The sequence below is a fragment of the Pseudoalteromonas sp. RWi3 genome (assembly GCF_054960735.1).
Map to the genome: position 1 here is coordinate 1 of NZ_JBHNYL010000007.1, position 22,841 is coordinate 22,841.

Here is a 22,841-nt window from a genome sequence, read left to right on the forward strand (position 1 = left end):
TTTTCTGCACGCGCTTTTGTTCTGCTTTTTTGACGTGTTTGCTGATCCACTTGGTCATTTTTGCCATTAATGCTGGCGGGAAGTCATGACCCATACCGTTTACTATCTTTAATTTTGATTTGCGAATCTGTTGGGCGGTTTGCTTTGCGGCGGCGACTGGCATGACAGGGTCTAAACTGCCATGTATAACGAGGGTTGGAGCTTTTATTTTCGGCATTAAATGTTGCCGACAATCGCTAGCAGCAATGGCTGCGAGTTGACGGTTAAAGCCTTGTGGGTTGTGTGCTCTATCCACTCCTAATGTGGCTTGTTTACGCAAAGCTTGTTCGTTTTGAGGATATGCTGGACTGCCAATTAATTGATTAAGCTTTATATTATAATGTATAGCACTATCACGGCTGAATTGACGAGGACGATGTTTTGCCAGCTGTAAAAATAGTTTTAAGCTCGATGCAGATAGTTTTGGCTTGCCAGAACTCGACATAATGGAGGTTAAACTTAAAACCTTCTTTTTATTTTTCGCGGCAATCAATTGCGCAATCATTCCTCCCATTGATGCACCCACTAAATGTGCTTTTTTGATTTTTAATGCGGCCATTAATTCTAATACATCATTTGCCATATCATCTAACGTATATGGAATATGGGTTTTAATAGGTAAACGTTTACTTAGCCAGATTTTAAATAGGTTAGGGCTACCAAACTGCTCTAGTTGGCTTGAAAGCCCGGCATCGCGGTTATCAAAACGGATTACTCTAAAGCCTTTAGCTATAATGCCTAAATATAATTCATCAGGCCATACCGTGAGCTGCGCACCGAGACCCATAATTAAAATAATAACAGGAGCGGTTTTATTACCTGTATCTTGGTAATTTATAGTAATACCAGTATGTGTTTTTATTGTAAGCATATTCGACATTTAACATGTTCTGACTTTACGCTTTTTAGTATAGTCATATTAGCCTGAAGGGTCATCGCATCTATTATGAACTTTTATGGTCATAGCCTCGCTCATATGCTGAATATAGTTATACATATCTCAAACACAAATGAAGGGAAATATATGTTTAGGTGGTTGTTTATTTTATTTTTTTTGACGGGTTGTACAATCCAAAAAGCACCCATTAATCAAACGCGGCTTAGCAAAAGTACGATTACACCGCCAGCGACATCGAACACGCTCAAAACAATAGGGGTCATTTCCATAATTGGCGATGTGCTACAGTGCGAACATACCGGGTTCACTGTATTTAATAACGAGGAACAACGCTATTTACTGCCTGCAGCATTAAATGAACAGTTAGTGCAATATGCTGTGACCAAGTTTGCTACCGATGGTGTCGTGTTAAAGCCATTGAATCGGGAGGTGCTATCTTTTATCAATGATGAAATAGGCGTATCTCAATTTACTAATATAAAGCTTAAAGAGCGCTTGGAAATTGATCTATTATTAGTGCTTAGTGGCACGTTTGAATACCGTTCAAAGGATGGTTACTACGCTGAGGATAACGCACTCAATACCAACGCGAGAGGCGTTTTATACCAACTATCATCGGGTGAAATTATTTCAGAGGCTGAACATTACTAATATGACTTAAAAAAGCAGTTCAGTTGTACGTTAGACGCATTTCCTAACAATGATGAGCTCTACGAGTTAATCAAAAAAGCGGGAACAGAGTCTCAAGAAGTTGTGGTGAAAACGCTGATTAAATCGCTTTCACCAAAGCAAAGCCCTAATTAACTAGGGCTTATGAATTAATGTTGCTGTGCGTATTGCTCCGCTTTTTTCCAAACGCGAAGCGTATTACCGCTTAAAATCTTTTTAATATCGGTATCGCTGTAGCCTCTATCCATCAATCCTTGTACTAGGTTTGGATAAGTGGACACATCTTTTAAGCCGATAGGCAGCGAGTCACCTACACCATCATAATCAGAGCCAATGCCCACATAATCAATGCCAATTAATTCAACAACGTGATCTATATGATCAAGTACTTGCTCAAGGCTGGCAAAAGGGAATGGGTTTTTAGCGCGGTACATCGCATCAAAATCTTTGCTTAACTTAGTACCTTGCTTTTTCGCGGCGTCCTTTTTGTCATTTAATTGATCGTACCAATTACGTGAACTAGAGGTAACAAAACTTGAGCCAAAGTTTATCTGAATAACACCGCCGTTTTCTTTAAGCGCTAATAACATCTTGTCATCCATATTGCGCTCAAAACCAGGGGTGTACTTACGCAATGACGAATGTGATGCAATAACAGGAGTTTTCGACAGCGCCATTACTTGGTAAAACGCATCATCAGATATATGTGATACATCAATCAACATGCCGATGTTATTCATCTCTTTTATTAGCTCTTTACCAAATGGGCTTAAGCCTTTCCATTTACGACGGATATCATACGATGAATCTGAAATGTGGTTACTTTGAGAGTGAGCTAGCGTGATATACCTTACACCACGGTCAAAAAAGTGTTTTAGGTTTTTCATGTCACCTTCAATGGGCGAGCCGTTCTCCATGCCCATTGCTATTGATATTTTCTTATCTTTAAACTGTTGTTCTATATCGCTTGTAGAGTCAGCAATGGCAAACTTATCAGGGGCGCGCTGTACAATCGCCTCCATCCCATCAATTAATTGATTCGCTAATTGATAGCTTTTGCCTTTACCTTCAAACTCTAAATGAGCAGGAATATAAATCGACATAAACGGGGCATTCAAGCCACCTTCAACCGCGCGTGGGTAGTCAAAGTCACCGCCATCAGTAGCTTTAGTTACATCAGCCCACTTTGCATGAATACGGTAAGGAACATCAATATGGGTATCGATTAAAATGGTATCTTGCGTGAGTTTGACAGCTTTATCTGAAAGGGTGGCCGTCGTTGCTTGTACCCCTGCAACTGTTAGTGCGATGGCGCTAAGTGCTAAACGTAATTTCATGTTCTTACCTATTTATTATAATAATGCTAATGATTGTAACAACAATCGATTCGTCCTGCCTACTATCCGTTTATCCTCTTTTTTAGCCATTAATTACTTATTACCCTTCGGTATCAAGTGTAATCGTTATAGTCCTAGCCAACAAAGACTCAGTATGCATCTAAGGCGTACTGCAATTTAAGGGACATCACTATGCAATTTACTATCAACAATAAGCAGTGCAAACTATCTTTTAAACCAATCTTAGCAACATTATTATTGGGTTTTTCATCATTCAGTTACGCAGATGAAATAGATGAAAACGATTTAGTGCTTAAATTCCATGAGGGTTTTTCTGTTGACTTTCAAACAGCCAAAATCAAAGACGTGTTTGATGGTAACGGTGTTGGTATTAATTACCAAGCTTCATTAGGCGAACTTTCAGAAGACCAGCTCTATGGTAAGGTTGATCTTTATGGGCGCTTGCAGCATCAAATAAATGAAGAGGGTGGCAAAGCTAATTTAACTCAAACCGAAATCACCTTAGGGGTTAATTGGGCATATTCAGACAAAGCACATTTTTATATTGAAAGTGCATTAATGAAGCAGCAGCTCGATGTTAATAATCACGTAGGTTCTCAAACATTTGATATAACTCGTGTGGGTGGAAAATATAATTTTTATAAGGATTTTGTGCTGAATACGGCACTAGAGCATCGCGATGCGTTAAAAAGTGAGACTGGTTATAAGTTCGCACTGGAAACAACGAAAGCAAAATATGCCCTATTTAGCGCGGGTTACCTAAGTGTTGGCAATAATCAATCAATGTTTTTTACTGTGGTATCAAAATTTTGAGTAGTAACTTAATCGGTCTTGGGTACAATACTGAGTATTATCAAAGGAGTGTACCCATGCGAAGTTATTGGTTTTGCCAGTTGTTGGTTTTTACTTGTATTGTGCTTATAAACTATAGCTTAGGAGTTGCGATATTAAATACAGCATCAGAGCACCATGCTAATTTGCTTTTAAGGACTATCTCGCATGCATCTGTATTTGTGTTATTGACCCATTTTATCCTTTACACCTTAGGTAACCGATTGTGTGGTAAGTTAAAAATAACACGACTCAATATTTTTTTGCTAAGTGCATTATCTATTGTGTTAGCATTAATACAGACTCTGAATGTAGTTTATTTTACGCCTTTCATTTTACCTGAGAGTGCTTCGAGTATGAGCATACAAATGTATGGAGAAGCAACAGTAGATTTAAATGAGCAACAGTTTACCGGAGTGTTCTCAAGCTTTTTTAATGCGTTAGTAATGAGTTTAATATGGAGTGGTTGTTACTTAGCGGTAGTATCGCGAAGAGAAAAAAAGCTTATTATGAGTCAGCTGAAAGAGCAACAACTTGAAAACCTTAAAAACCAAATAAACCCTCATTTTTTATTCAATACCTTAAACTCAATTCGTGGCATGATTTACCAAGATCAAGATAAAGCCGCTGATATTGTTACTCAGCTTTCTGAGTTATTTAGATATAACCTCACCACAGATTTACAAACCCACGTCAATTTTGAACAAGAGTGGGCGGTATGCGAACATTATTTGGCGATTGAAAAAGTACGGTTTGGTAAACGGCTTTTAGTCACAATGCAGTGTGATGACGCGTTAAAAAAAGTCGTATTACCGAGTATGGCTTTATTAACTTTAATCGAAAACGCTACAAAGCACGGCATTGCCCATTTAGTAGAGGGTGGAGAAATAAAAGTAGATGTAGTGAGAACAGGGGAAACAGTCACGATTACAGTGAGTAACCCTTTTGATGAAACGAAACTTAAATCCGGCACCAAATTGGGATTACAGAACATTCAATCAAGACTTGAGCTGATGTTTGCGCAACATGGTAAGTTGCTCATTAAAAAACAGAGCGGACAGTTTAATGCAACTTTGGAGGTACCCTATGCAACATAATAAGCCGACCATAACAGCATTAATAGTCGATGATGAGCTACTTGCTCGAAATGAGTTAGCTCGGTTATTACAACCCTATAAACACATAGATATAATCGATGAGGCAGAAAATATTAGCCATGCTTATGAATTAATAAAAAAGCATAAGCCTGATGTTGTTTTTCTTGATATTGAAATGCCGGGCGGCACAGGTATTGAACTTGCAGAGCAGCTAGCTGGTGAGACGAATATAATATTTTGCACAGCCTATAACGAGTTTGCTGTAGATGCCTTTAGCCTTAATGCCGTTGATTATTTACTAAAGCCTATTGTAAAAGACCGTTTAGAAGGCACATTAGCAAAGCTTGAAGGGCAATTGACACAGCGCCCAGTTAGTTACTTAGAAGATAACTTTAAATTGATGGTTAAATTTTCTGAGAACATGAGAATTATCCAATTAGCGGATATTTTAAGGTTTGAAAGTATTGGTAATCATGCAGCGATTTATACTGCTTTCGGGAAGGCCTATATTCATAGCTCTTTAACTAAAATCGAAGCTCGCTTAAACCCAGATTACTTTTTACGAGCAAGCCGCAGTGACATAATACGACTAGACGCGATAATGGAACTTGAAGAAACCATAAATTATGGGCTATTGGCAAAGCTCAGTAATGGTGCACAAGTTGAAATATCTCGTCGTCAAGCAAGTAAGTTAAAGCAACAATTGAGCTTTAATCTATAGCTATTGTTGCAAATGTTGCTCTTCACTTTGCATGGCTTTGAATTCGTTTTTTGAAATAATGGTGACCGACTCGTGTAGCTCAGAGAAAAAAACCATGGCTTCACCATTTTTTAACTGCTGGTGAACTTGCGCCACTTTACTTTCAATACTGAACTCTTGCTCACCGTAATCGGTGCCTTCGCGTAAAACGTAACTTTCAATTAAGTTATACAGTGTATCTTTATCGAGTTGCTGGTGTGGAATGATCATAACTGCTCTTTATTGACTAGCTGATTAAAATACTCTGGCACGATTTGCTCTAACCAATAAATAGGTTTAAACGGGTTGTTACCTGATATAAAGCCGACGTGGCCGCCTTTTTCAGAGATGCGCAGCGTAACATGCTCGCTCACATCTTGCCTACTCGGAACTGCTTTAATAGATAACATGGGGTCATCTTTGGCATGTACAACCAATGTAGGTGTGCTTATGTGCTTTAAGTAGGGTTTGGCGCTAGCTTGTTGGTAATAATCCTCTGCACCGTCAAAGCCATGAAGAGGGGCTGTTAGCTGATCGTCAAATTGCCATAGGTCATCAATCTCCATCAACTGCTCTGGCGTTAAATCGATTTGCTGCTTAATTTGCGGTAATTTACGGCGCATGGATTTTTTCATCCGATCGAGTAAATATTTTTGATAAATTTTACCTAGGCTTTTACGAATAACTTGGCACGATGGTGATAAATCATAAGGGGCTGACACAACCGCTGCGCCGTCAAGTAAACAGTCATCACCTTGTTCACCAACATACTTAGCCAATACATTACCACCTAATGAAAAGCCGACCGCAACCATTGCACGATTTGGAAACTGCTGCTTTAGGTGCTTAATTAAAAAATCAAGATCGCCTGTTTCGCCGCTATGATAAGCGCGAGGTAATTTATTAGCCTGTGTTGAACAATTGCGAAAGTGCATTAGCACCACTTGATAGCCTTGCTTTTTTAATGCCTTCATCATGCCTTTGGCGTAAAAGCTATTGATGTTGCCTTCAAGCCCATGCAGCACAATAGCAAGCGGGGCTAAATCATTTTTTGGTAATGACCATGCAAGTTCTAAAAAGTCGCCATCTGGAGTATCAAGTAGTTCTAATTGGTAACGTGTATGATGAAACGGCCTAAAAAAACGCGGTATGATAGTTTGCACATGACGGTTTTGCATCCACCATGCTGGGTTAAAATGTGAAAGCATTTTTGGTAACTGTTCAGCTAATCGAGGGGTTAGTGTAACAAATTTTTTGTAATAAAAAGCCCCTAATCAAACAAGTTGATAGGGGCTTTGCGCGTCGTGCTTAATGTGGTTGGTTAAGAGTGTCATCGTCGTGTACTTTTTTAATAAAAAAATACACAAAGAAAAGGCATAAACTAATAACAACACCTAAAAAACCAAATGATAAAAATAATACTGGGTCGCTAAAAAAATCTCTAAAGAATACGTCCATAACCGCCTCCTAATGTCTATGGGTTAATCATAGGCTGGCTGAGCATGGTTCGATATGATCCAGATCAAGCTATTTTCCTGATTGTTAAATGAGCCGTAAAGAAGTTGATTTGGATCATGTTTTGAACCAACTCCTTGGGCTTTTCACTGGCACTTACTCCCATTGTTGCAAAGTAACGCCTTGATATTAAGCTCCTGTGAAATGCTGAATTCTGCCTCTTGAAGAGGTTTGGGTATAATAATAAAACCCTAGTTCATTTTTAGCTGTTTATAGAGTGTTGAGATAAATTTGCGACCTACATCAGCTTTCAAAGCTTTGCGATTCCTTTTGCAGATAGGCTTTATTGTGAATGCATTTGCTTTATATATGTTTTATCTAGTCAATTAGTTTTTTAATAACTAGCATGTGTACATGTGTTTTAGCAAAGAAGTTAATATTTTGACTAGAGATTAAATCGCCTTCTTTTAGAAGGGGAATTTCGGTATCAGTATCGGCTTTTAAGTTTTCAGCAATAGCAACACCAGAAATAATATACGCTAGGTTTTCTTGTGCGATTGTTATTGATTCGCTTGTTTTTAAATGCACTATTTCCATAACCGTATGACTGTTAAAAGTCGCATGTTGATTTTTATCACCGCCATAAATACGGGTGATGCCCGATTTGCTGGGGGTGTATGCTTTATAGTCGGCTGGTTGGCCTTTTTGCTCAGGTAAGGCCCAGACCTGTAGCATGCGGTTTTGCTTATTATCTGGGTTGATTTCGTTGTGGTTAAAGCCTTCACCGCCGGCTCTTTGTACTTGAACATCACCAGCTTTTAAATCTTTACCATGTTCCATAGAGCCTTCGTGGCTAACTCTGCCTTCAACAATAATTGAGATAACATCAATTTCACTGTGAGGGTGCATCCCAGAGCTACCTAGTGGATTGTACCGCGCATCAGCAAGGTATACCATATTGCCAAAACCTTCAAAAGTCTCGGCCTTTTTGCGTTCCCCAAATACTCTACTATCTGTCACTAAGCGATGTTCTGTAATGCCTGCAAAACCGCCTAACTCTAATGAATCTCTTGATAAAACTTTCATACTTAATACCTAATTGGTGCGTTGAGTTGATGGAATCATTTTAGAGAGATATGATTGTTTGATAAATATGTTAAAGTGAAAACTTCTTTTTCAAATTCAACAACAATAGGTGTTTGAGTGTCTGACATTGATTTAAACGATATGATGCTATTTATAGCTGTAATAGATGCAGGTAGTTTTACGCTAGCCGCCGAGCGGGTCAATATTCCTAAAGCTAATCTGAGCCGCAAAATAGCAAGACTAGAAAGTAATTTAGGTGTTACCTTGTTAGAGCGTACGACACGCACACAACACATAACAGAAGTAGGTATGTGTTACTTAGAGCATTGTCGACGTATTCAGCAAGAACTTGAGTTTGCGAAAGTAGCAGTGGCAAAATCACTTGACACAGTCAGTGGTAAGTTAAAAGTAGGGGCGTCGGTAGGAATAGGACATGAAGTACTCAAAGATCATTTAGCGCAGTTTATGAGGCAATACCCTAGTGTAAATTTACAACTTGAATTAATAAACCGTCGCGTAGATTTAATTGAAGAAGGATTTGATCTCGTTATCAGAATAGGGGACTTAGATGACTCTCGATTGATTGCAAAGCGCTTGGGGAAAATCAGCCGAAAAATATATTCAAGCCCACAGTATTTACAATCTCACGGGGATATTCAGTCAATACAGCAATTGAGTGAATGTGATCTCTTATTGATGAGCAGCGTGCAAAATAGTACTAAGTTAAGGTTGTCTGCTGGTAAGAAGCAGTATTATGAATGTAAATTGGAGCCTAAAGCCATCGTTGATGATTTCACATTATTAAAGCAATTCGTTATTGATGGTTTAGGTGTGGCAGTTCTTCCTGATTATATGTGCCAAGATGCGCTGAAAAAATCTGAGTTGGTCTCTGTGCTTCCTAATTGGGGAATGGAATCAGTTGATATATTTGCCCTTTATCCAAAGCATCGCTTGGATATACCTAAAGTACGTGCATTTTTAGAATTTATTCAAACATTATTTGCACAAAAGTTAGTCTAATCTTGCCGGTATGCTATGGATTTTGGTTCTGTAAACGGTGATTGGTTTATGCGTAAAATATCTGTGTAACGTTTGTGTGTTGTTAGTATTTTTTATATACGCTTTATTTTATGGACAATAAAAGAACCACAGACCCATAGGTACTGTGGCTTTCATTCATGATTGTATTACTTAGCTGAGTTACGTAACTCTATTTTTTCGATGCCACTCATTAGAGCATGTCAATATCTACCGCCAAACTATCCAAGTGTTTACTAATCGCAGGGCTCGTTTTATCACTCATTTGACCGCCCAAATGTTTATTAAAAAATTGCTCCATCGCTAGCATCGCCGCCAGCATATTCTCTGACTTTTTAAAACCATGCCCCTCATCTTGGGCTAGTATATATTCTACAGGCAGAGATTTTTTAGCTAGCGCTTTAGCCATGTTGTCTGATTCAGCTTGTACTACACGTGGATCGTTCGCTCCTTGAATTAATAAAACTGGCGCAGTGATATTATCAACAAAATTTAGAGGAGATTTTGACTGCATATCAGCCAACTCAGTAGGAATAGCACTATCGCCTATGCCGCTGTACCAAGCTCCTAAGTAAGGTCTTGCCCAATCAGGAAATGAATCCATTAGGGTAACAAGGTTAGAGGGTCCACAGAATGAAATTGCCGCTTTAAAAAGTTCAGGGGTAAACGTCGCGCCTGAGAGAGCCGCATAACCACCATATGAGCCACCCATAATGCCAAGGCGCTCCTTATCAGCAATGCCTTGCTCAATAAGGTAATGAGCACCATCGGTTAAATCATGTTGCATTGTTCCCGTGCCCCAATTTCTATCTCCAAGGCTTGAAAAGTGCTTACCAAACCCAGTGGAGGATCTAAAGTTGGGTTGTAATACGGCATAGCCACGGTTTGCTAATAGCTGTGCAACAGGGTTAAAGGTGTCAGATTTGAGTGTCCAGTGTACGCGTAACCAAGGGCCTCCATGAGGTAGAATAATAGTCGGGAGATTCGTTTTCTCTCCTTTAGGCAGAGTTAAATAAGCTTGTATAGTAACTCCGTCTCGTGCTTGATAAGTAATCGACTTTCGCTTTGCTAACAGCTCAGGTGCAATAGCGTCCGCTTGCTTTGCTAATACACTTACTTCGCCCGTGGCTTTATTGTAAATATAATCGCCACCAGCATCAATATCACTTGCTACATGCAATTGCCATGAGCCAGACTTTTCATTACGGCCTGTAATTGTGATTTCGACATCCGATGTAAAGTGTTGATTAACGTTACTCCAATGCACGGCAAAATTCTGATCAAGGGGGTATGTTCGTAAGCGACCGCCATAGTATGAAACCGCCAAAGGCTTACCATCATCATTAAATACAGTGCTGTATACATCTGACTCGTTTTCAGGATCTTTATGCAGCGTAGTCAATTGCAATGTAGTTAAGTCTAAGCTTAGTAGTTCTTTTTTATCGCGACCTTCAATACTGGCACTAATATAGGCTATTTGTTGCTCGTTATCATACCCGGATATTGAAATATCCTCTCCCGAATGAGTCTTTATAACGCTTTTCCACTGGCCATCAATGTTGGCAAATAGCTCACGACTATTATCGCTTAGCATAGCCACACCCAATGTCGCTTTACCTGTTGAAGAAAAATAGAAAGCTTGAAAGTTATTACTATTGTTCAGTATTTTTGTCATCTTCTTTGATTCAATATCAAGTAAGTAGCCATCTAACCTTGTTGACTTATCGTGGTTGGCAATGACCACTAGTTTGCTGGTATCACTGCGTACCTGCTGAGACAAAATATAGCGAACCTTATTGTTATTAGTTAATTGAGTAATTTTGGCGACTGGTTTTGAGTCAGAAAGAAGTGATTGCTTAAGCGTTAAACGATATATTTGAGTGTTCTCATTACCACCAATATCCTTGGAAAAAAACAGTTCATCATCGTTGTATGACCATAAAAAATTTTGAATCGGCTCCTTTGAAGAGGTAATGGGAAATGCCTGATCAAGGTTGGCTCCTTTTGGCATAATGAAAATATTAGCCGTGCCCTGATATTTTTTCTGAAAGGCAACCCATTCACCATCTCCCGACACCTTTATGTTAGTAATATCACTGGTGGCAAAAAAATGTTCTAACGGAATTAACTCAGCCGCTTGTGGTTGGTTGTCGATAGACTGCACATCTGCTTGAGTCGTTGTTTGTTTAATCACGGTACAACCTGTAAATGCACTCATTAATAAACTTGCGAAAGTGGCGACGATAATCGTTTTTTTAAGTGTCATGCTAATTCCTATACATCTGTTATTTGAGCGGCTAATCAATGGCTGCTCAATAATTTAAAAATATAGTAACACGCTAATTAATTATCGTAAAACGATAATTAATTATTATTTTATAAGTTCATGATTGTTGTTATACTAGTCCGATATATTATTACAAACAAAATTTATCATGAACGAACAAATGAAAAACCTACAGATGATTGGGTTTAGTTTAAGAGTCTTTGTACTACTTTTTATATCTGTTTCAGTGATGTATGTCGCTTATAGCTATATAGTTAATGACGTCTTAGTATTAGTAAAAGGGGGGTTATTTGATCAATTATGGGAGAATGAGCGTGCTAATAGAACATTATTACTTTTGACTCAGTTGCCCCATATCCTTGTCTTAATTACAGGCGGATACTGGTTACAGCGCTTACTAGGCAACTTCCAACGAGGCGATTTTTTTACTGATGATGTTATTAAATCATTTTTTTGGTTAATTTGGCTTAAGGTTATTAGCATCTTGCTGATGATTGGTGAAGATATATATGTAGCCTACTATCACTCTACATTGTTTGAAAAAACAGCATTGGAGTTAAATCTCGACATTGGCGAAAGTCTGACTATGTTATTACTATTGTTAGTGGCCTATATGCTTAAAGCTGCAAAAGATATCGAAGCTGAAAATAAAGAGTTCATATAAACATGGAAATAATTGTTAACCTAGATGTGATGATGGCGATGCGTAAAGTAAGCTCTAAAGAGCTGGCTAAAGCAATTGATATAACAGAAGCAAATTTGTCGTTACTAAAGCGTGGTAAAGTGAAAGGTGTCCGCTTTGAAACCTTGGCCAATATTTGTAATTATCTAGACTGTCAGCCTGGTGATTTATTAGTTTTTAGCAAAAATGAGTAATAATTTTACCCATTTGAAGATATATTACCCAAGCCACCATCAAGATAGAAATTTACTTTCATTAAATTGTGTCGTTAAAGTACGTTTAGGGTAGTGCTTAACTTTTAGGGGGGGATTTAATTAAGCCCTAGTTTATTATGGAATTAACATTTACCACTCACACGCTTACCAAATACATCCCAATATTATTCGGAGCTGTCAGTTTGGCTAAGTTCATGTAGTTAGCTGTATCAATTAACATCTGTTGCTGCTGTTTTTCAAGCTTTAGCTCAGTACTGAGTAGCTCTTTGCGAATTATAGCGTAATTTGCAATCGTGGTTTGATTGGCTTTTAGATAGGCGCGGGTAGCACGTAGGGGCTTTAATACCTGCTGGTCAAATTCACAAATGGATTGTTCAAGTTCGTTTAGCTGGTTTTGGCTAATTGCTAGATTGAGAGAGTCTAGATAATACAGTAACAAGCACAGGTTTACGTTTTTACCTTGCTGGTTTTGATAAGCCAACAGGCGTGTTTGCATATCACCTTTGCTATAAAGGTCACATGCAAATTGCCAAAAGTTATCGCTGTTAAGCAAGTTCATCGGCAAACGCTTGTTCTTTTTCTTCCATCTCTTCAAGGGCCATGAGTAGCTCTTCTTCGATGTCGTTTACTTTAGGTGTTAATGTCGCTTGTTTTGCGATTAACTCTTTTAGTTTAGCTTTGTTGTCATCGTTATAAAGCTCGTTATCGCCCAGTGCAACTTCCACTTCGCTAAGTTCTGCTGAGTGTTTATCGAGTTGCTTTTCAAGTTTTTCAATCTGCTTTTTAAGGGGCTGAATTGATTTTCTAAATTCTGCCTCTAAGCGCTTTTGCTCTTTACGGTTAATTTGTGAGTTTGCTTTTGGTTCGTCATCAGTTTGCCCAACCTTAGCAGCTTCTTTATTGGCATTAAGTAACCATTGGTAATACTCGTCTAAGTCATAACCAAACTGCGTGACTTCGCCATTATCAACCAAATAATATTCATCAGCGGTGTTTTTTAGCATGTGGCGATCATGCGATACCGTAACCATCGCGCCTTCAAAACCTTGCAATGCCATCACTAAAGCGTGGCGCATTTCTAAATCAAGGTGGTTGGTTGGCTCATCCAGTAGCAATAAGTTAGGTTTTTGATAGACCAACATAGCTAAAACAAGGCGGGCTTTTTCACCCCCTGAGAATGGGGCAACTGGCTCAAGAGCCTTGTCGCCTATAAACGCAAAACCGCCTAAAAAGTCACGCAGTGATTGCTCGGTGGCTTTTGGGTTTAAGCGTTGTATATGTGTAACGGCACTGGCTTGTAAATCTAAGGATTCTAATTGGTGCTGCGCAAAGTAACCGATGTTTAAACCCTGGTGTTGAAATACTTCACCAGCTTGCGGCTTTAGTTCGCCAGCTAGGAGTTTAATTAAGGTCGATTTACCCGCACCGTTGCGCCCGAGAAGTGCAATACGACTACCCGGTACTAAGTTAAGTTTTATACTATCTAAAATAGTCACATCACCATAACCTGCTTTGGCTTTATCAAGTGTCATGAGTGGGTTAGGTAAAGCAATTGGTTCAGCAAATTCAAAATCAAACGGTGAGTCGGCATGTGCTGGGGCAAGCTTTTCCATGCGTTCAAGTGCTTTAACACGGCTTTGTGCTTGTTTAGCTTTACTTGCCTTTGCTTTAAAGCGCGTAATAAATTGCTCAAGGTGGGCAATTTGCTCTTGTTGTTTTTCAAACATCGCTTGTTGTTGCAGCAATCGCTCGGCTTTTTGACGTTCAAATTGCGAGTAGTGACCTTTATAAACATTAATTTTTTGTTGGTCGATATGCCAAATTTGATCAACCACCGCATCTAAAAATTCACGGTCATGAGAGATCAATACCAGCGTGCCTGTGTAAGCGCGTAAAAAACGTTCTAGCCAATATACGGCATCTAAGTCTAAGTGGTTAGTTGGCTCATCCAGCAGTAGTAAGTCGGCATCGCGAATAAGAGCTTGGGCTAGGTTTAAACGCATACGCCAACCACCTGAAAATGCACTGACTGGGTTTTCAATTTGGTTATTGGCAAAACCTAAACCGTGCAGCAGCTCGCCTGCTTTGGCTTCAATACTGTAACCTTTAATGTTCTCAAGCTGAATATGCACTTTGGCTTGTGTATCGCCGTCGTTATTTTGCTCAGCTTCACGTAATGCAATCCGCAGCGCGTAGTAATCAGGGTGGCCTTGCAATACGTAATCAATAGCGCTTATTTCAAGCGCTGGGGTTTCTTGTTTTACCGACGAAATAGACCAATCTTTAGGGATGGTGTAATTACCCGCATCTAACGAAAGCTCTGACTTTAATAAGCTAAATAAGGTAGATTTACCGCAGCCATTTGCACCGACTAAGCCTACTTTGTGCTCTGGAAATAAGGTTGCTGAAGCATCTTTTAATAGTGCTTTACCGCCACGCAGAAGTTCTATTTCTGAAATTTGGATCATGAATACGTTACTTTACTGTGCCCTGATTTAATTGCCCACATCATAGCACGGATCGACTTATGGTTATCAATCGTATCTTTATTAGGATAAAATGAAGGCAGTTAAAACTGTGGAGAAACGGTGTGAAACAGAGAAAACGATTTATTGCGGGTGCAACCTGCCCTGAATGTAAAACCATGGACATGATGATGCTATATAAAGAGCATGACGTTGAAAAGGTTGAGTGCGTTCAGTGCGGTCATAAAATGACTCAGCCAGAGCAAGCTGTGCAAGCATCAACACGCCAATTTGAACAAGTGATTGGCGTGTTTAAGCCGGGCGATTAACCGTTTGTTTAATAATGCGGTGGCGGCGGCTCTTGCATTTGCGACATTAAAGAGGGTTGTTGCGACTCTTTTATTTTTTCAGCCAGTAGCTCTGTTTGGCGTTTCATTTTAGCCAACAGCTGCTGGTGAGCTTTAATTTCATCATTTAAAATATCAATGGTCTCGTCTTGGAAGGCTACTTTGGCCTCAAGCTCCATTAAGCGATGTTCAATTGTGTTCATTAGCTTCTCGTATAGTAAAGCGCTCAGCGATTCCGCTGGAGCTTTCGGTTAACAACGCAGTATCGTTATCAGTAAACGCGACATCTAATACCACCGCAGATTTAGGCTTACTGCCTTCACGCGGAGTGACTCGCCAGCTTTGAATATTTTCACCATCAGCTATTTGCCATAAATCAACTAAGCGGTTAGGTGAGCCAGTTAACAGCAACGTTGCTTGTTCGTTAAATCGAACCGCAGTAAAAATTTTCTGACGGGCAATATACTTTAGTTTGCTAACAAGATCACCTGTTGTCAGCTGCCATACATGTGCTTGTGCCATACTGTCTGCGGTAAAGGCATAGCGACCTTGTGGATCAAGGGCTACTTGCGTAACACGGTTGGGGTGATTAAAACGGTGAATAACTTGGCCGCTTTGCGTATCCCAAAAGTAAGCAACATAATCATTTGAGCCACTTAATGCAAAACGGCCATTGGGTGAAAGATCTACCACGTTAATTTTTTCTTGGTGGCCAAGGAACTCAATGCGCCTTCCGGTCTCTAAGTTGAGGTAAACCACAACATTGTCGCTACGGCCATACAAAACACTGCGGCCTTGGTTGCTAATAGCGATATCGCGAATGGTGGCGGTTTTTATTTTGTAGTAGCCAACGTTGTCACCCGTGTTGATATCCCAAACGGCAAACGTGGTTTTTTCAGCGGTAACGGCATGGCTGTTATCAAAGGCGATGGCAACAGTATGTACCAAACTATCTTGGTCTTGTTGCTGAAACCATTGGTATTTTAATACTTGCTGTTGATTATCCCATAGGGCGACCCCATGGTGTATAGATGAGATCAGGCTATACCGGCCATCATGAGAAAGGGCAGAGGCAAATGCGCCCTTTGCTGCGTGCTCATAGCTGGCAGTCGCGTGTTCTTTTTGTTCTGAGCAGGCAATTAATAAAGTGCAGCACAGAAGATACAAAAAAGTACGAAATATCGACATATTACAGGTATTTCCCCTTAACTCTTATTGACTGAGAGGTTAGACTAGGACGCGATAAAGGTCGAGGTCGTTTATCTAATGATTTGAAATTGGCTTTTTGCCGTATTCAGTAATTAGATAAGCAGCCTATCACGTAGGCCGTTAATCTTTAACTAGTAATAATACAATAAATGACATCTGCAAAGTGTGTCGGAGATTTAAAATGAAAAAGACGATTAAATTGTCATTGATTGCAGCGTCAGTTTTAGCGCTTACAGCTTGTAATCAAGAAGCAAAACAAGAACAAGCACCTGTAAAGCTAGAAACTGAAGCACAACAACAAGCATACGGTATTGGTGCATCTGTTGGTAACTTTTTAAATAAAGACTTAGCTGACAAAACTGAACTAGGTGTTGAACTTGATCAAGCACTACTTATGCGTGGATTTAAAGATGCGCTTGCTGGCGAGTCTAAGCTTGATGAAGAGAAAATCCGTGAAGTATTAACTGCACTTGATACATCTGTACGCACTAAGCAAGAAGCTCAGGCTAAAGTTGAAGCAGAAAAGAGTAAAGCAGCTGGTGAGCAATACCTAGTTGATAACGCTGCAAAAGAAGGCGTAACAGTAACTGAGTCAGGTCTTCAATACGAAGTACTTTCAATGGGTGACGGTGAAAAACCTGTAGCTACTGACGTTGTTAAAGTGCATTACAAAGGTACTTTACTAGACGGTACAGAATTTGATAGCTCTTATTCACGTAATGAGCCTACAACTTTCCCACTTAACCGAGTTATCGCAGGTTGGACTGAAGGTTTACAACTTATGCCTGTAGGGTCAAAGTACAAATTCACTATTCCATCTGACCTTGCTTACGGCGAACGTGACCTAGGTAAGATCCCTGCTAACTCAACACTTGTTTTCGAAGTAGAATTACTGGAAATTCAAGGCGAAGAGGAAGTGGCAGCTGCTGAGTAATTTACTCAAGTTAGCAAAAAGGGGCCAATTGGCCCCTTTTTAATGTAACTTATAAAACATTAATCTGTATGATTTGAGTATAGGTTATCGATGAGTTCATCCTCTAGCTCAAAGCGTAGTTCTAACGCTTCACCTAACTTAGATAAGTCATTATCAAATTGGTCCAACAAATCATCTTTTGCAACTTCGGCATACTTATCGTTAAAGTCTAATGCTATGTCCGTTGTGTCAGAGATGCGAGGGTATAATTCATTTGCAAGTTGTTGGCTTTTAGGCCCCTTTTGCTCACAGGCTTTTGCTATGTCGTCATAAACTTCAAAGTGCCCAGCAGACAAATAATCCATTAAAATTTGGCAAAAGGTCTGAATTTGCAGCTGATCTGGTAAAGCGTGGTCTTTTTTATCATACGGTGAAAAACCAGCGATTTTACAATAAAGTACGAGTAGCTCTTGGCGCTCTGTTAGCCATTTATCGATTATTGTGTGGCTACCGCCCCATTTTTGTTGAGCTTTTTCCAAACGCGTCAGCATGATTATTCTCCTAAGCCGGGTTGGTTTTGTTTATATAACAATGAAATATGGAGAAAAGATCAACACATTTTTTTCTTTATTCCGTAATAAAATTTTAAGTTGTTGATATTAATTGATTTATCAAAGTTAAATAAAAATGTATTCAGTTTATTTAAGGCAAGAAAAAACCACCATAAATGGTGGTTTAATTTCTTTTTCCATGACTTGTTAGAACAAGCTTTCTTTTTGTTTTGGGAAGATTTTTATTATTGTTGTTATACAATTTTTATTATTGTTTTTGTTAACGCGGGACAAGTTATACCAAGGTTTTTTGTATGTTGCAAACTTATTAATAAAAAAATTTAAATGTTACATTCTTTTTCGGGCATTTTTTTACGTTGCATAAAACCTTTGATCTAAATCTATACAGGGGTGAATTATAGCGATAGAGCGCTGTGCGATATGGTGATACAATCTGCACAATATCTACAAGTTTTAGGATCCTTTACGCTATGAGCGAATTAAAAAACGACCGTTATTTACGTGCATTACAAAAACAACCTGTTGATGTGACTCCGGTATGGATGATGCGCCAAGCTGGCCGCTATTTGCCTGAATACCGCGCAACACGTGCACAAGCGGGCGATTTTATGAGCCTGTGTCGAAATGCTGAACTTGCCTGTGAAGTGACTTTACAGCCATTGCGTCGTTACCCGCTAGATGCTGCTATTTTATTTAGCGATATTTTAACGATTCCAGATGCAATGGGCTTAGGCTTGTACTTCGAAACCGGTGAAGGCCCTAAATTTGAACGCCCAATTTCATCTTTAGCTGACGTTAAAAAAATTCCAAAGCTAGACCCAACTGATGAACTAGGTTACGTAATGAACGCAGTCAGTACTATTCGCCGTGAACTAAAAGGTGAAGTGCCATTAATTGGTTTTTCTGGCTCGCCTTGGACCTTGGCTACATATATGGTTGAAGGTGGTAGTAGTAAAGTATTTGGTAAAATCAAAAAGATGGCGTTTGCAGAGCCGCAAACATTGCACTTATTACTTGATAAACTTGCTGACTCAGTGATTGATTACCTAAACGCACAAGTAAAAGCCGGTGCTCAATCACTTATGGTTTTCGACTCGTGGGGTGGTGTATTAAGCCCGCGTGATTACAACGAGTTCTCATTGCAGTATATGCACAAAATTGTTGATGGTTTAATCCGTGAATATGACGGCCGCAAAGTGCCTGTAACCCTGTTTACTAAAAATGGTGGTCAATGGATTGAAGTAATCGCTGCAACAGGTTGTGACGCAGTAGGGCTTGATTGGACTATTAACATTGGTGATGCTAAACGTCGTGTAGGCGATAAAGTAGCGTTACAAGGTAATATGGACCCATCAATGCTGCACGGAACGCATGATCGTATTCGCCAAGAGGTAGGCACAATTTTAGAAGATTTTGGCACAGGTAATGGCCATGTATTTAACTTAGGCCATGGTATAACGCCAGATGTTGACCCTGAAAATGCAGGCGTATTCATCAATGCGGTACATGAGTTAAGTGCACAATATCATAAATAACAAATAGCTATTTATACTCTTTATTAAAAAGCCCGCTTAATATTAAGCGGGCTTTTTGTTACTTATCAGTGGTTGCGTTTAGACCTACGTAAATAAACGGTTTAAGCCATTTAGTGCCGCAACGCGGTAGGCTTCAGCCATGGTTGGATAGTTAAATGTGGTATTAACAAAGTAATCGATATTATTACCGCCATTTTTTTGTTCCATAATGGCTTGGCCAATGTGAACAATTTCTGAGGCACGCTCGCCAAAGCAATGTACGCCAAGTACTTCTTTGGTTTCAGTGTGAAACAGTATTTTTAAACTACCGACTTCAGTACCTGCAATTTGTGCGCGGGCTAAGTGTTTAAACTGCGCACGCCCTACTTCATAAGGAATTTTTGCGGCAGTTAGCTCCTGTTCTGTTTTACCCACAGAGCTCATCTCAGGAATGGTATAAATACCCGCCGGAATATCAATAATTAGTTTTTCATCGCAATTGCCACAAGCGATAGCATCAGCAGCAATTCGACCTTGGTCAAACGCCGCACTGGCAAGGCTTGGATAACCAATCACATCACCTACTGCATAAATGTTATCGATTTCGGTTTGGTATGTTTCGTTTACTTTTAGCTGGCCACGGCCATCAGCTTTTAAGCCAACAGCTTCAAGATTTAAGCCGTCGGTGTTACCGGTGCGGCCATTGGCAAATAAAATACAATCCGCTTTTACACGCTTACCTGATTTTAAATGCATTATCACGCAGTCTTCACGGGTTTCAATGCGGTCAAACTCTTCGTTATGACGAATAACAATGCCGCTGTTCCAAAAGTGGTAGCTTAATGCGTCTGAGATCTCAGCATCCATAAAGGCTAGTAGGCGGTCACGAGTATTTACCAAATCAACCTTAGCACCTAAGCCTTTAAAAATAGATGCATACTCACAGCCAATTACACCTGCACCATAAATTAAGACGCGATGTGGGTCATGCTCAAGGCCTAAAATAGTGTCACTGTCGTAAATGCGTGAGTGAGTAAAATCGACTTCAGGTGGGCGATAAGGGCGCGAACCAGTGGCAATAACAATTGTTTTAGCTGTTAAACGCTCTGTTGAACCATCTAGGCGAGTAATTTCAACGGTGTTTTTATCGATAAAGCTCGCATCACCTTGGAATAGGTGAATACGGTTACGATCGTAAAAGCTACTGCGTAAATTAGACTGCTTTGAAATTACCGAACTTGCGTGGCGCAAAATATCAGGAAACGTTAAGCGAGTAGGGCGTTCACCCATGCTAAATAGTGGGTTCGCTTTGTATTCAATATAGCGGCTAACAGAGTGACGTAGCGCTTTTGATGGAATGGTGCCCCAATGAACACAGCCCCCACCTACACCTTCTTGGCGTTCAATAACAGCCACTTTTTTGTTGCTTTTAGACAGGTTCATGGCGGTACCTTCACCGCCAGGACCTGTGCCTATAATTATTGCATCATATTGATATGATGGTTGTTCTTTCTTTACTTGTTGTTTGGCCACAGCCACTCCTACATTAACTAAAAGAGGCTTTTAATAACCTCGCATTCAGTGCTAGCCATGCTTGTTTTTGACTTTCCCAAGCGGCTTCTAATTCATGGTATTGTGTAATTAAAGCTGATTTTTCGCATTGTTGCAGCATGTTATTCTTTTTAACTTCTAGTACCTGTTTTTTTAGGGCACAAAAGTGTTGTAGCTTTTTCAGCAATAAATCATATTCTTGCTGCAATAATGTTAGCTTATCTTGCGCTAGTGGCAATTTAGCTAAGCGAATTTGCGTTTTGTTCATGAGTGTTTCGGCTTTCGCTTTTTCAATACGTTCGACCGGCGTACGTTTCAATTTACGTGCTAAGCCTAATGCCGCGAGTGAGCGAATTAACCATTTTGTTGGATCATAATGAAACCACCTAATGCCATTACGGTAGTCGCTGGCAAATATATGGTGAAAATTATGATACCCCTCGCCATAGGTAAATAGCGCTAAAAAGCCATTATCACGGGCTGTATTTTTTTCAGTGTAAGGGCGTGAGCCCCAAATATGCGCCACTGAATTAATAAAAAAGGTAAAGTGTTGGCTTAACACTAAACGCAATAATCCCGCTAATAATAGCATACCAAATACATCGCCGACCATTAAACCAAGGGCTAAAGGAATACCAATGTTTGTTGCCAATACCAATTTCATATAGTGACGATGCTGCCACATAACTACTTTATTGCGTTGTAAGTCACGGCAGTTGCTGTAATCACCATAGCTATCACCTTGATAATCACGCAACATCCAACCTATATGACTATACCAAAAGCCATTAGTTGCAGCGTATGGGTCTTTTACAGGGTCATCTACTTGGCCGTGATGAATGCGGTGATCACTACTCCAATGCAGCGCACTGTTTTGTAATGCAAATGCTCCGCCTAAAGCAAAAAAAGCTTCTATGGCAGGGTGAGCGTCGTAGGTTTTATGTGCCCATAGGCGATGATAGCCAGCTGTTATCGACATGCCGGCGTAAAACATACACGCAACAAAAGCAATCCAATGCGCGCTTGAAAATCCGTAGGTAACTCCATACCAAGGAACTAAAGTAACAGCAGCCAAAAATGTAAGGCTAAAAAATAGGACATTGGTCCAAATAATCGGTGGTTTTTTCATCTTTAAAAATCTGAGCGTACACTTGTACGCTAAAATAGTATTTCATTCTCTCGCCGTCAAGTATTAGACTGGGGAATTAAGCTAAAAGTCAGCATAATTTGATTTAAATTAAATCAGGAGTAGTTCATGTCGGGTGTTCGCGCGCAACAAAAACAAAAAACAAGACAAGCCTTAATTGAGGCGGCATTTAATCAATTAAGTGCTGATCACAGTTTTTCTAACCTCAGTTTACGTGAAGTTGCTCGTGAAGCGGGTATTGCGCCTACCTCTTTTTATCGGCATTTTAAAGATATGAATGAGCTCGGTTTAACCATGGTTGATGAAGCTGGTTTAACATTACGTCAATTGATGCGCCAAGCGCGGCGACGTATCGCTAGCGGTGGCAGTGTGATCACGACCTCAGTGGTGACTTTTATGGAGTTCATAGATAACTCAAGTAACCAATTTAGACTCCTTTTACGCGAGCGCTCAGGTACTTCCAAAGCATTTAGAGCCGCCGTTGCCCGTGAAATTAAACATTTTATTTTAGAGCTGGCACACTACCTTGAAAGCGAAACACCTTGTGATGCAACTCAAGCATATATTCAAGCAGAAGCAATGGTTACCCTGGTATTTAATGCAGGAGCAGAAGCCCTTGATTTGGAAGGCCAACAACGTGATGAGTTGGTTGAGCGAGTGATTTGGCAGTTACGTTACATTACCCGCGGTGCGAGTAATTACATTAGAGATAACAATAATAGCTAAAAC

At 39.8% G+C, this 22,841-nt stretch carries 24 protein-coding genes; 11 read left to right on the forward strand and 13 right to left on the reverse strand.

The window, feature by feature from the left end:
• Window positions 1-910, reverse strand: a 910-nt coding sequence (locus tag ACFI4Z_RS10710; protein ID WP_462670720.1) for an alpha/beta fold hydrolase, incomplete at its 3' end; no start/stop codon positions are given.
• A gap of 153 nt (window positions 911-1,063) precedes the next feature.
• On the opposite strand from ACFI4Z_RS10710, the gene ACFI4Z_RS10715 reads away from it, so the two are divergent.
• Window positions 1,064-1,588 (forward strand): hypothetical protein, encoded by a 525-nt coding sequence (locus tag ACFI4Z_RS10715; protein ID WP_462670588.1) that lies wholly within the window; start codon window positions 1,064-1,066, stop codon window positions 1,586-1,588.
• 167 nt (window positions 1,589-1,755) lie between these two features.
• Here ACFI4Z_RS10715 and ACFI4Z_RS10720 read toward each other — a convergent pair whose 3' ends face one another.
• A complete protein-coding gene (locus ACFI4Z_RS10720) occupies window positions 1,756-2,943 on the reverse strand; it encodes a dipeptidase (RefSeq protein ID WP_462670589.1) in 1,188 nt (395 codons plus the stop codon).
• Window positions 2,944-3,135: 192 nt separating this feature from the next.
• Here ACFI4Z_RS10720 and ACFI4Z_RS10725 point away from each other — a divergent pair, with 192 nt between their 5' ends.
• The 3 genes from ACFI4Z_RS10725 (at window position 3,136) to ACFI4Z_RS10735 (ending at window position 5,613) form a co-directional block, all read left to right on the forward strand.
• Window positions 3,136-3,777, forward strand: a complete 642-nt coding sequence (locus ACFI4Z_RS10725) for a hypothetical protein (protein WP_462670590.1) — start codon at window positions 3,136-3,138, stop codon at window positions 3,775-3,777.
• 374 nt (window positions 3,778-4,151) lie between these two features.
• The gene (locus tag ACFI4Z_RS10730) at window positions 4,152-4,892 is read left to right on the forward strand and encodes a sensor histidine kinase (RefSeq protein WP_462670591.1); all 741 of its coding nucleotides are present in this window, start codon (window positions 4,152-4,154) and stop codon (window positions 4,890-4,892) included.
• Window positions 4,882-5,613, forward strand: a complete 732-nt coding sequence (locus ACFI4Z_RS10735; RefSeq protein ID WP_462670592.1) for a LytR/AlgR family response regulator transcription factor — start codon at window positions 4,882-4,884, stop codon at window positions 5,611-5,613. The genes ACFI4Z_RS10730 and ACFI4Z_RS10735 overlap by 11 nt, the downstream gene beginning before the upstream one ends.
• Here the strand turns inward: ACFI4Z_RS10735 and ACFI4Z_RS10740 are convergent, their stop codons facing one another.
• The 3 genes from ACFI4Z_RS10740 to ACFI4Z_RS10750 form a co-directional block, all read right to left on the reverse strand.
• The gene (locus ACFI4Z_RS10740) at window positions 5,614-5,862 is read right to left on the reverse strand and encodes a YheU family protein (RefSeq protein ID WP_462670593.1); all 249 of its coding nucleotides are present in this window, start codon (window positions 5,860-5,862) and stop codon (window positions 5,614-5,616) included.
• Window positions 5,859-6,839 (reverse strand): hydrolase, encoded by a 981-nt coding sequence (locus ACFI4Z_RS10745; protein ID WP_462670594.1) that lies wholly within the window; start codon window positions 6,837-6,839, stop codon window positions 5,859-5,861. Before ACFI4Z_RS10745 ends, ACFI4Z_RS10740 begins: the two co-directional genes overlap by 4 nt.
• A gap of 625 nt (window positions 6,840-7,464) precedes the next feature.
• Complete coding sequence (locus ACFI4Z_RS10750; protein WP_462670595.1) at window positions 7,465-8,172, reverse strand: pirin family protein; 708 nt, start codon at window positions 8,170-8,172, stop codon at window positions 7,465-7,467.
• A gap of 117 nt (window positions 8,173-8,289) precedes the next feature.
• Between ACFI4Z_RS10750 and ACFI4Z_RS10755 the strand changes: the two genes are divergently transcribed.
• A complete protein-coding gene (locus ACFI4Z_RS10755) occupies window positions 8,290-9,192 on the forward strand; it encodes a LysR family transcriptional regulator (RefSeq protein WP_462670596.1) in 903 nt (300 codons plus the stop codon).
• A gap of 211 nt (window positions 9,193-9,403) precedes the next feature.
• Here the strand turns inward: ACFI4Z_RS10755 and ACFI4Z_RS10760 are convergent, their stop codons facing one another.
• Window positions 9,404-11,476 (reverse strand): alpha/beta hydrolase family protein, encoded by a 2,073-nt coding sequence (locus tag ACFI4Z_RS10760; protein WP_462670597.1) that lies wholly within the window; start codon window positions 11,474-11,476, stop codon window positions 9,404-9,406.
• 181 nt (window positions 11,477-11,657) lie between these two features.
• Here ACFI4Z_RS10760 and ACFI4Z_RS10765 point away from each other — a divergent pair, with 181 nt between their 5' ends.
• Complete coding sequence (locus ACFI4Z_RS10765; protein WP_462670598.1) at window positions 11,658-12,161, forward strand: DUF2975 domain-containing protein; 504 nt, start codon at window positions 11,658-11,660, stop codon at window positions 12,159-12,161.
• Between the two features lie 2 nt (window positions 12,162-12,163).
• Window positions 12,164-12,373, forward strand: coding sequence for a helix-turn-helix domain-containing protein (locus ACFI4Z_RS10770; RefSeq protein WP_462670599.1), 210 nt, complete (start codon window positions 12,164-12,166; stop codon window positions 12,371-12,373).
• 157 nt (window positions 12,374-12,530) lie between these two features.
• Here the strand turns inward: ACFI4Z_RS10770 and ACFI4Z_RS10775 are convergent, their stop codons facing one another.
• Both ACFI4Z_RS10775 and ACFI4Z_RS10780 read right to left on the reverse strand, forming a co-directional pair.
• Window positions 12,531-12,953, reverse strand: a complete 423-nt coding sequence (locus tag ACFI4Z_RS10775; protein WP_462670600.1) for a TIGR02444 family protein — start codon at window positions 12,951-12,953, stop codon at window positions 12,531-12,533.
• A complete protein-coding gene (locus tag ACFI4Z_RS10780; RefSeq protein ID WP_462670601.1) occupies window positions 12,940-14,862 on the reverse strand; it encodes an ATP-binding cassette domain-containing protein in 1,923 nt (640 codons plus the stop codon). Before ACFI4Z_RS10780 ends, ACFI4Z_RS10775 begins: the two co-directional genes overlap by 14 nt.
• A gap of 122 nt (window positions 14,863-14,984) precedes the next feature.
• Between ACFI4Z_RS10780 and ACFI4Z_RS10785 the strand changes: the two genes are divergently transcribed.
• Window positions 14,985-15,188, forward strand: a complete 204-nt coding sequence (locus ACFI4Z_RS10785) for a YheV family putative zinc ribbon protein (RefSeq protein ID WP_087532624.1) — start codon at window positions 14,985-14,987, stop codon at window positions 15,186-15,188.
• Between the two features lie 8 nt (window positions 15,189-15,196).
• Here the strand turns inward: ACFI4Z_RS10785 and ACFI4Z_RS10790 are convergent, their stop codons facing one another.
• Complete coding sequence (locus tag ACFI4Z_RS10790; RefSeq protein ID WP_087532623.1) at window positions 15,197-15,409, reverse strand: SlyX family protein; 213 nt, start codon at window positions 15,407-15,409, stop codon at window positions 15,197-15,199.
• Complete coding sequence (locus tag ACFI4Z_RS10795) at window positions 15,396-16,394, reverse strand: WD40 repeat domain-containing protein (RefSeq protein ID WP_135475407.1); 999 nt, start codon at window positions 16,392-16,394, stop codon at window positions 15,396-15,398. Before ACFI4Z_RS10795 ends, ACFI4Z_RS10790 begins: the two co-directional genes overlap by 14 nt.
• 202 nt (window positions 16,395-16,596) lie before the next feature.
• On the opposite strand from ACFI4Z_RS10795, the gene fkpA reads away from it, so the two are divergent.
• Window positions 16,597-17,349, forward strand: a complete 753-nt coding sequence (gene fkpA, locus ACFI4Z_RS10800; RefSeq protein ID WP_394193470.1) for an FKBP-type peptidyl-prolyl cis-trans isomerase — start codon at window positions 16,597-16,599, stop codon at window positions 17,347-17,349.
• 59 nt (window positions 17,350-17,408) lie between these two features.
• Here the strand turns inward: fkpA and rsd are convergent, their stop codons facing one another.
• The gene (gene rsd, locus ACFI4Z_RS10805; RefSeq protein ID WP_394193469.1) at window positions 17,409-17,879 is read right to left on the reverse strand and encodes a sigma D regulator; all 471 of its coding nucleotides are present in this window, start codon (window positions 17,877-17,879) and stop codon (window positions 17,409-17,411) included.
• Window positions 17,880-18,370: 491 nt separating this feature from the next.
• On the opposite strand from rsd, the gene hemE reads away from it, so the two are divergent.
• A complete protein-coding gene (gene hemE / locus ACFI4Z_RS10810) occupies window positions 18,371-19,435 on the forward strand; it encodes a uroporphyrinogen decarboxylase (protein WP_462670602.1) in 1,065 nt (354 codons plus the stop codon).
• Window positions 19,436-19,519: 84 nt separating this feature from the next.
• Here the strand turns inward: hemE and sthA are convergent, their stop codons facing one another.
• Together sthA and ACFI4Z_RS10820 are read right to left on the reverse strand one after the other, a co-directional pair.
• Complete coding sequence (gene sthA, locus ACFI4Z_RS10815; RefSeq protein ID WP_462670603.1) at window positions 19,520-20,947, reverse strand: Si-specific NAD(P)(+) transhydrogenase; 1,428 nt, start codon at window positions 20,945-20,947, stop codon at window positions 19,520-19,522.
• A gap of 13 nt (window positions 20,948-20,960) precedes the next feature.
• Window positions 20,961-22,094 carry an acyl-CoA desaturase gene (locus tag ACFI4Z_RS10820; protein WP_462670604.1) on the reverse strand — a complete coding sequence of 378 codons (1,134 nt, stop codon included), beginning with the start codon at window positions 22,092-22,094 and terminating at the stop codon, window positions 20,961-20,963.
• A 126-nt stretch (window positions 22,095-22,220) separates the two neighbouring features.
• Between ACFI4Z_RS10820 and fabR the strand changes: the two genes are divergently transcribed.
• Window positions 22,221-22,838, forward strand: a complete 618-nt coding sequence (fabR, locus tag ACFI4Z_RS10825) for an HTH-type transcriptional repressor FabR (RefSeq protein ID WP_462670605.1) — start codon at window positions 22,221-22,223, stop codon at window positions 22,836-22,838.
• Window positions 22,839-22,841 lie beyond the last annotated feature (3 nt).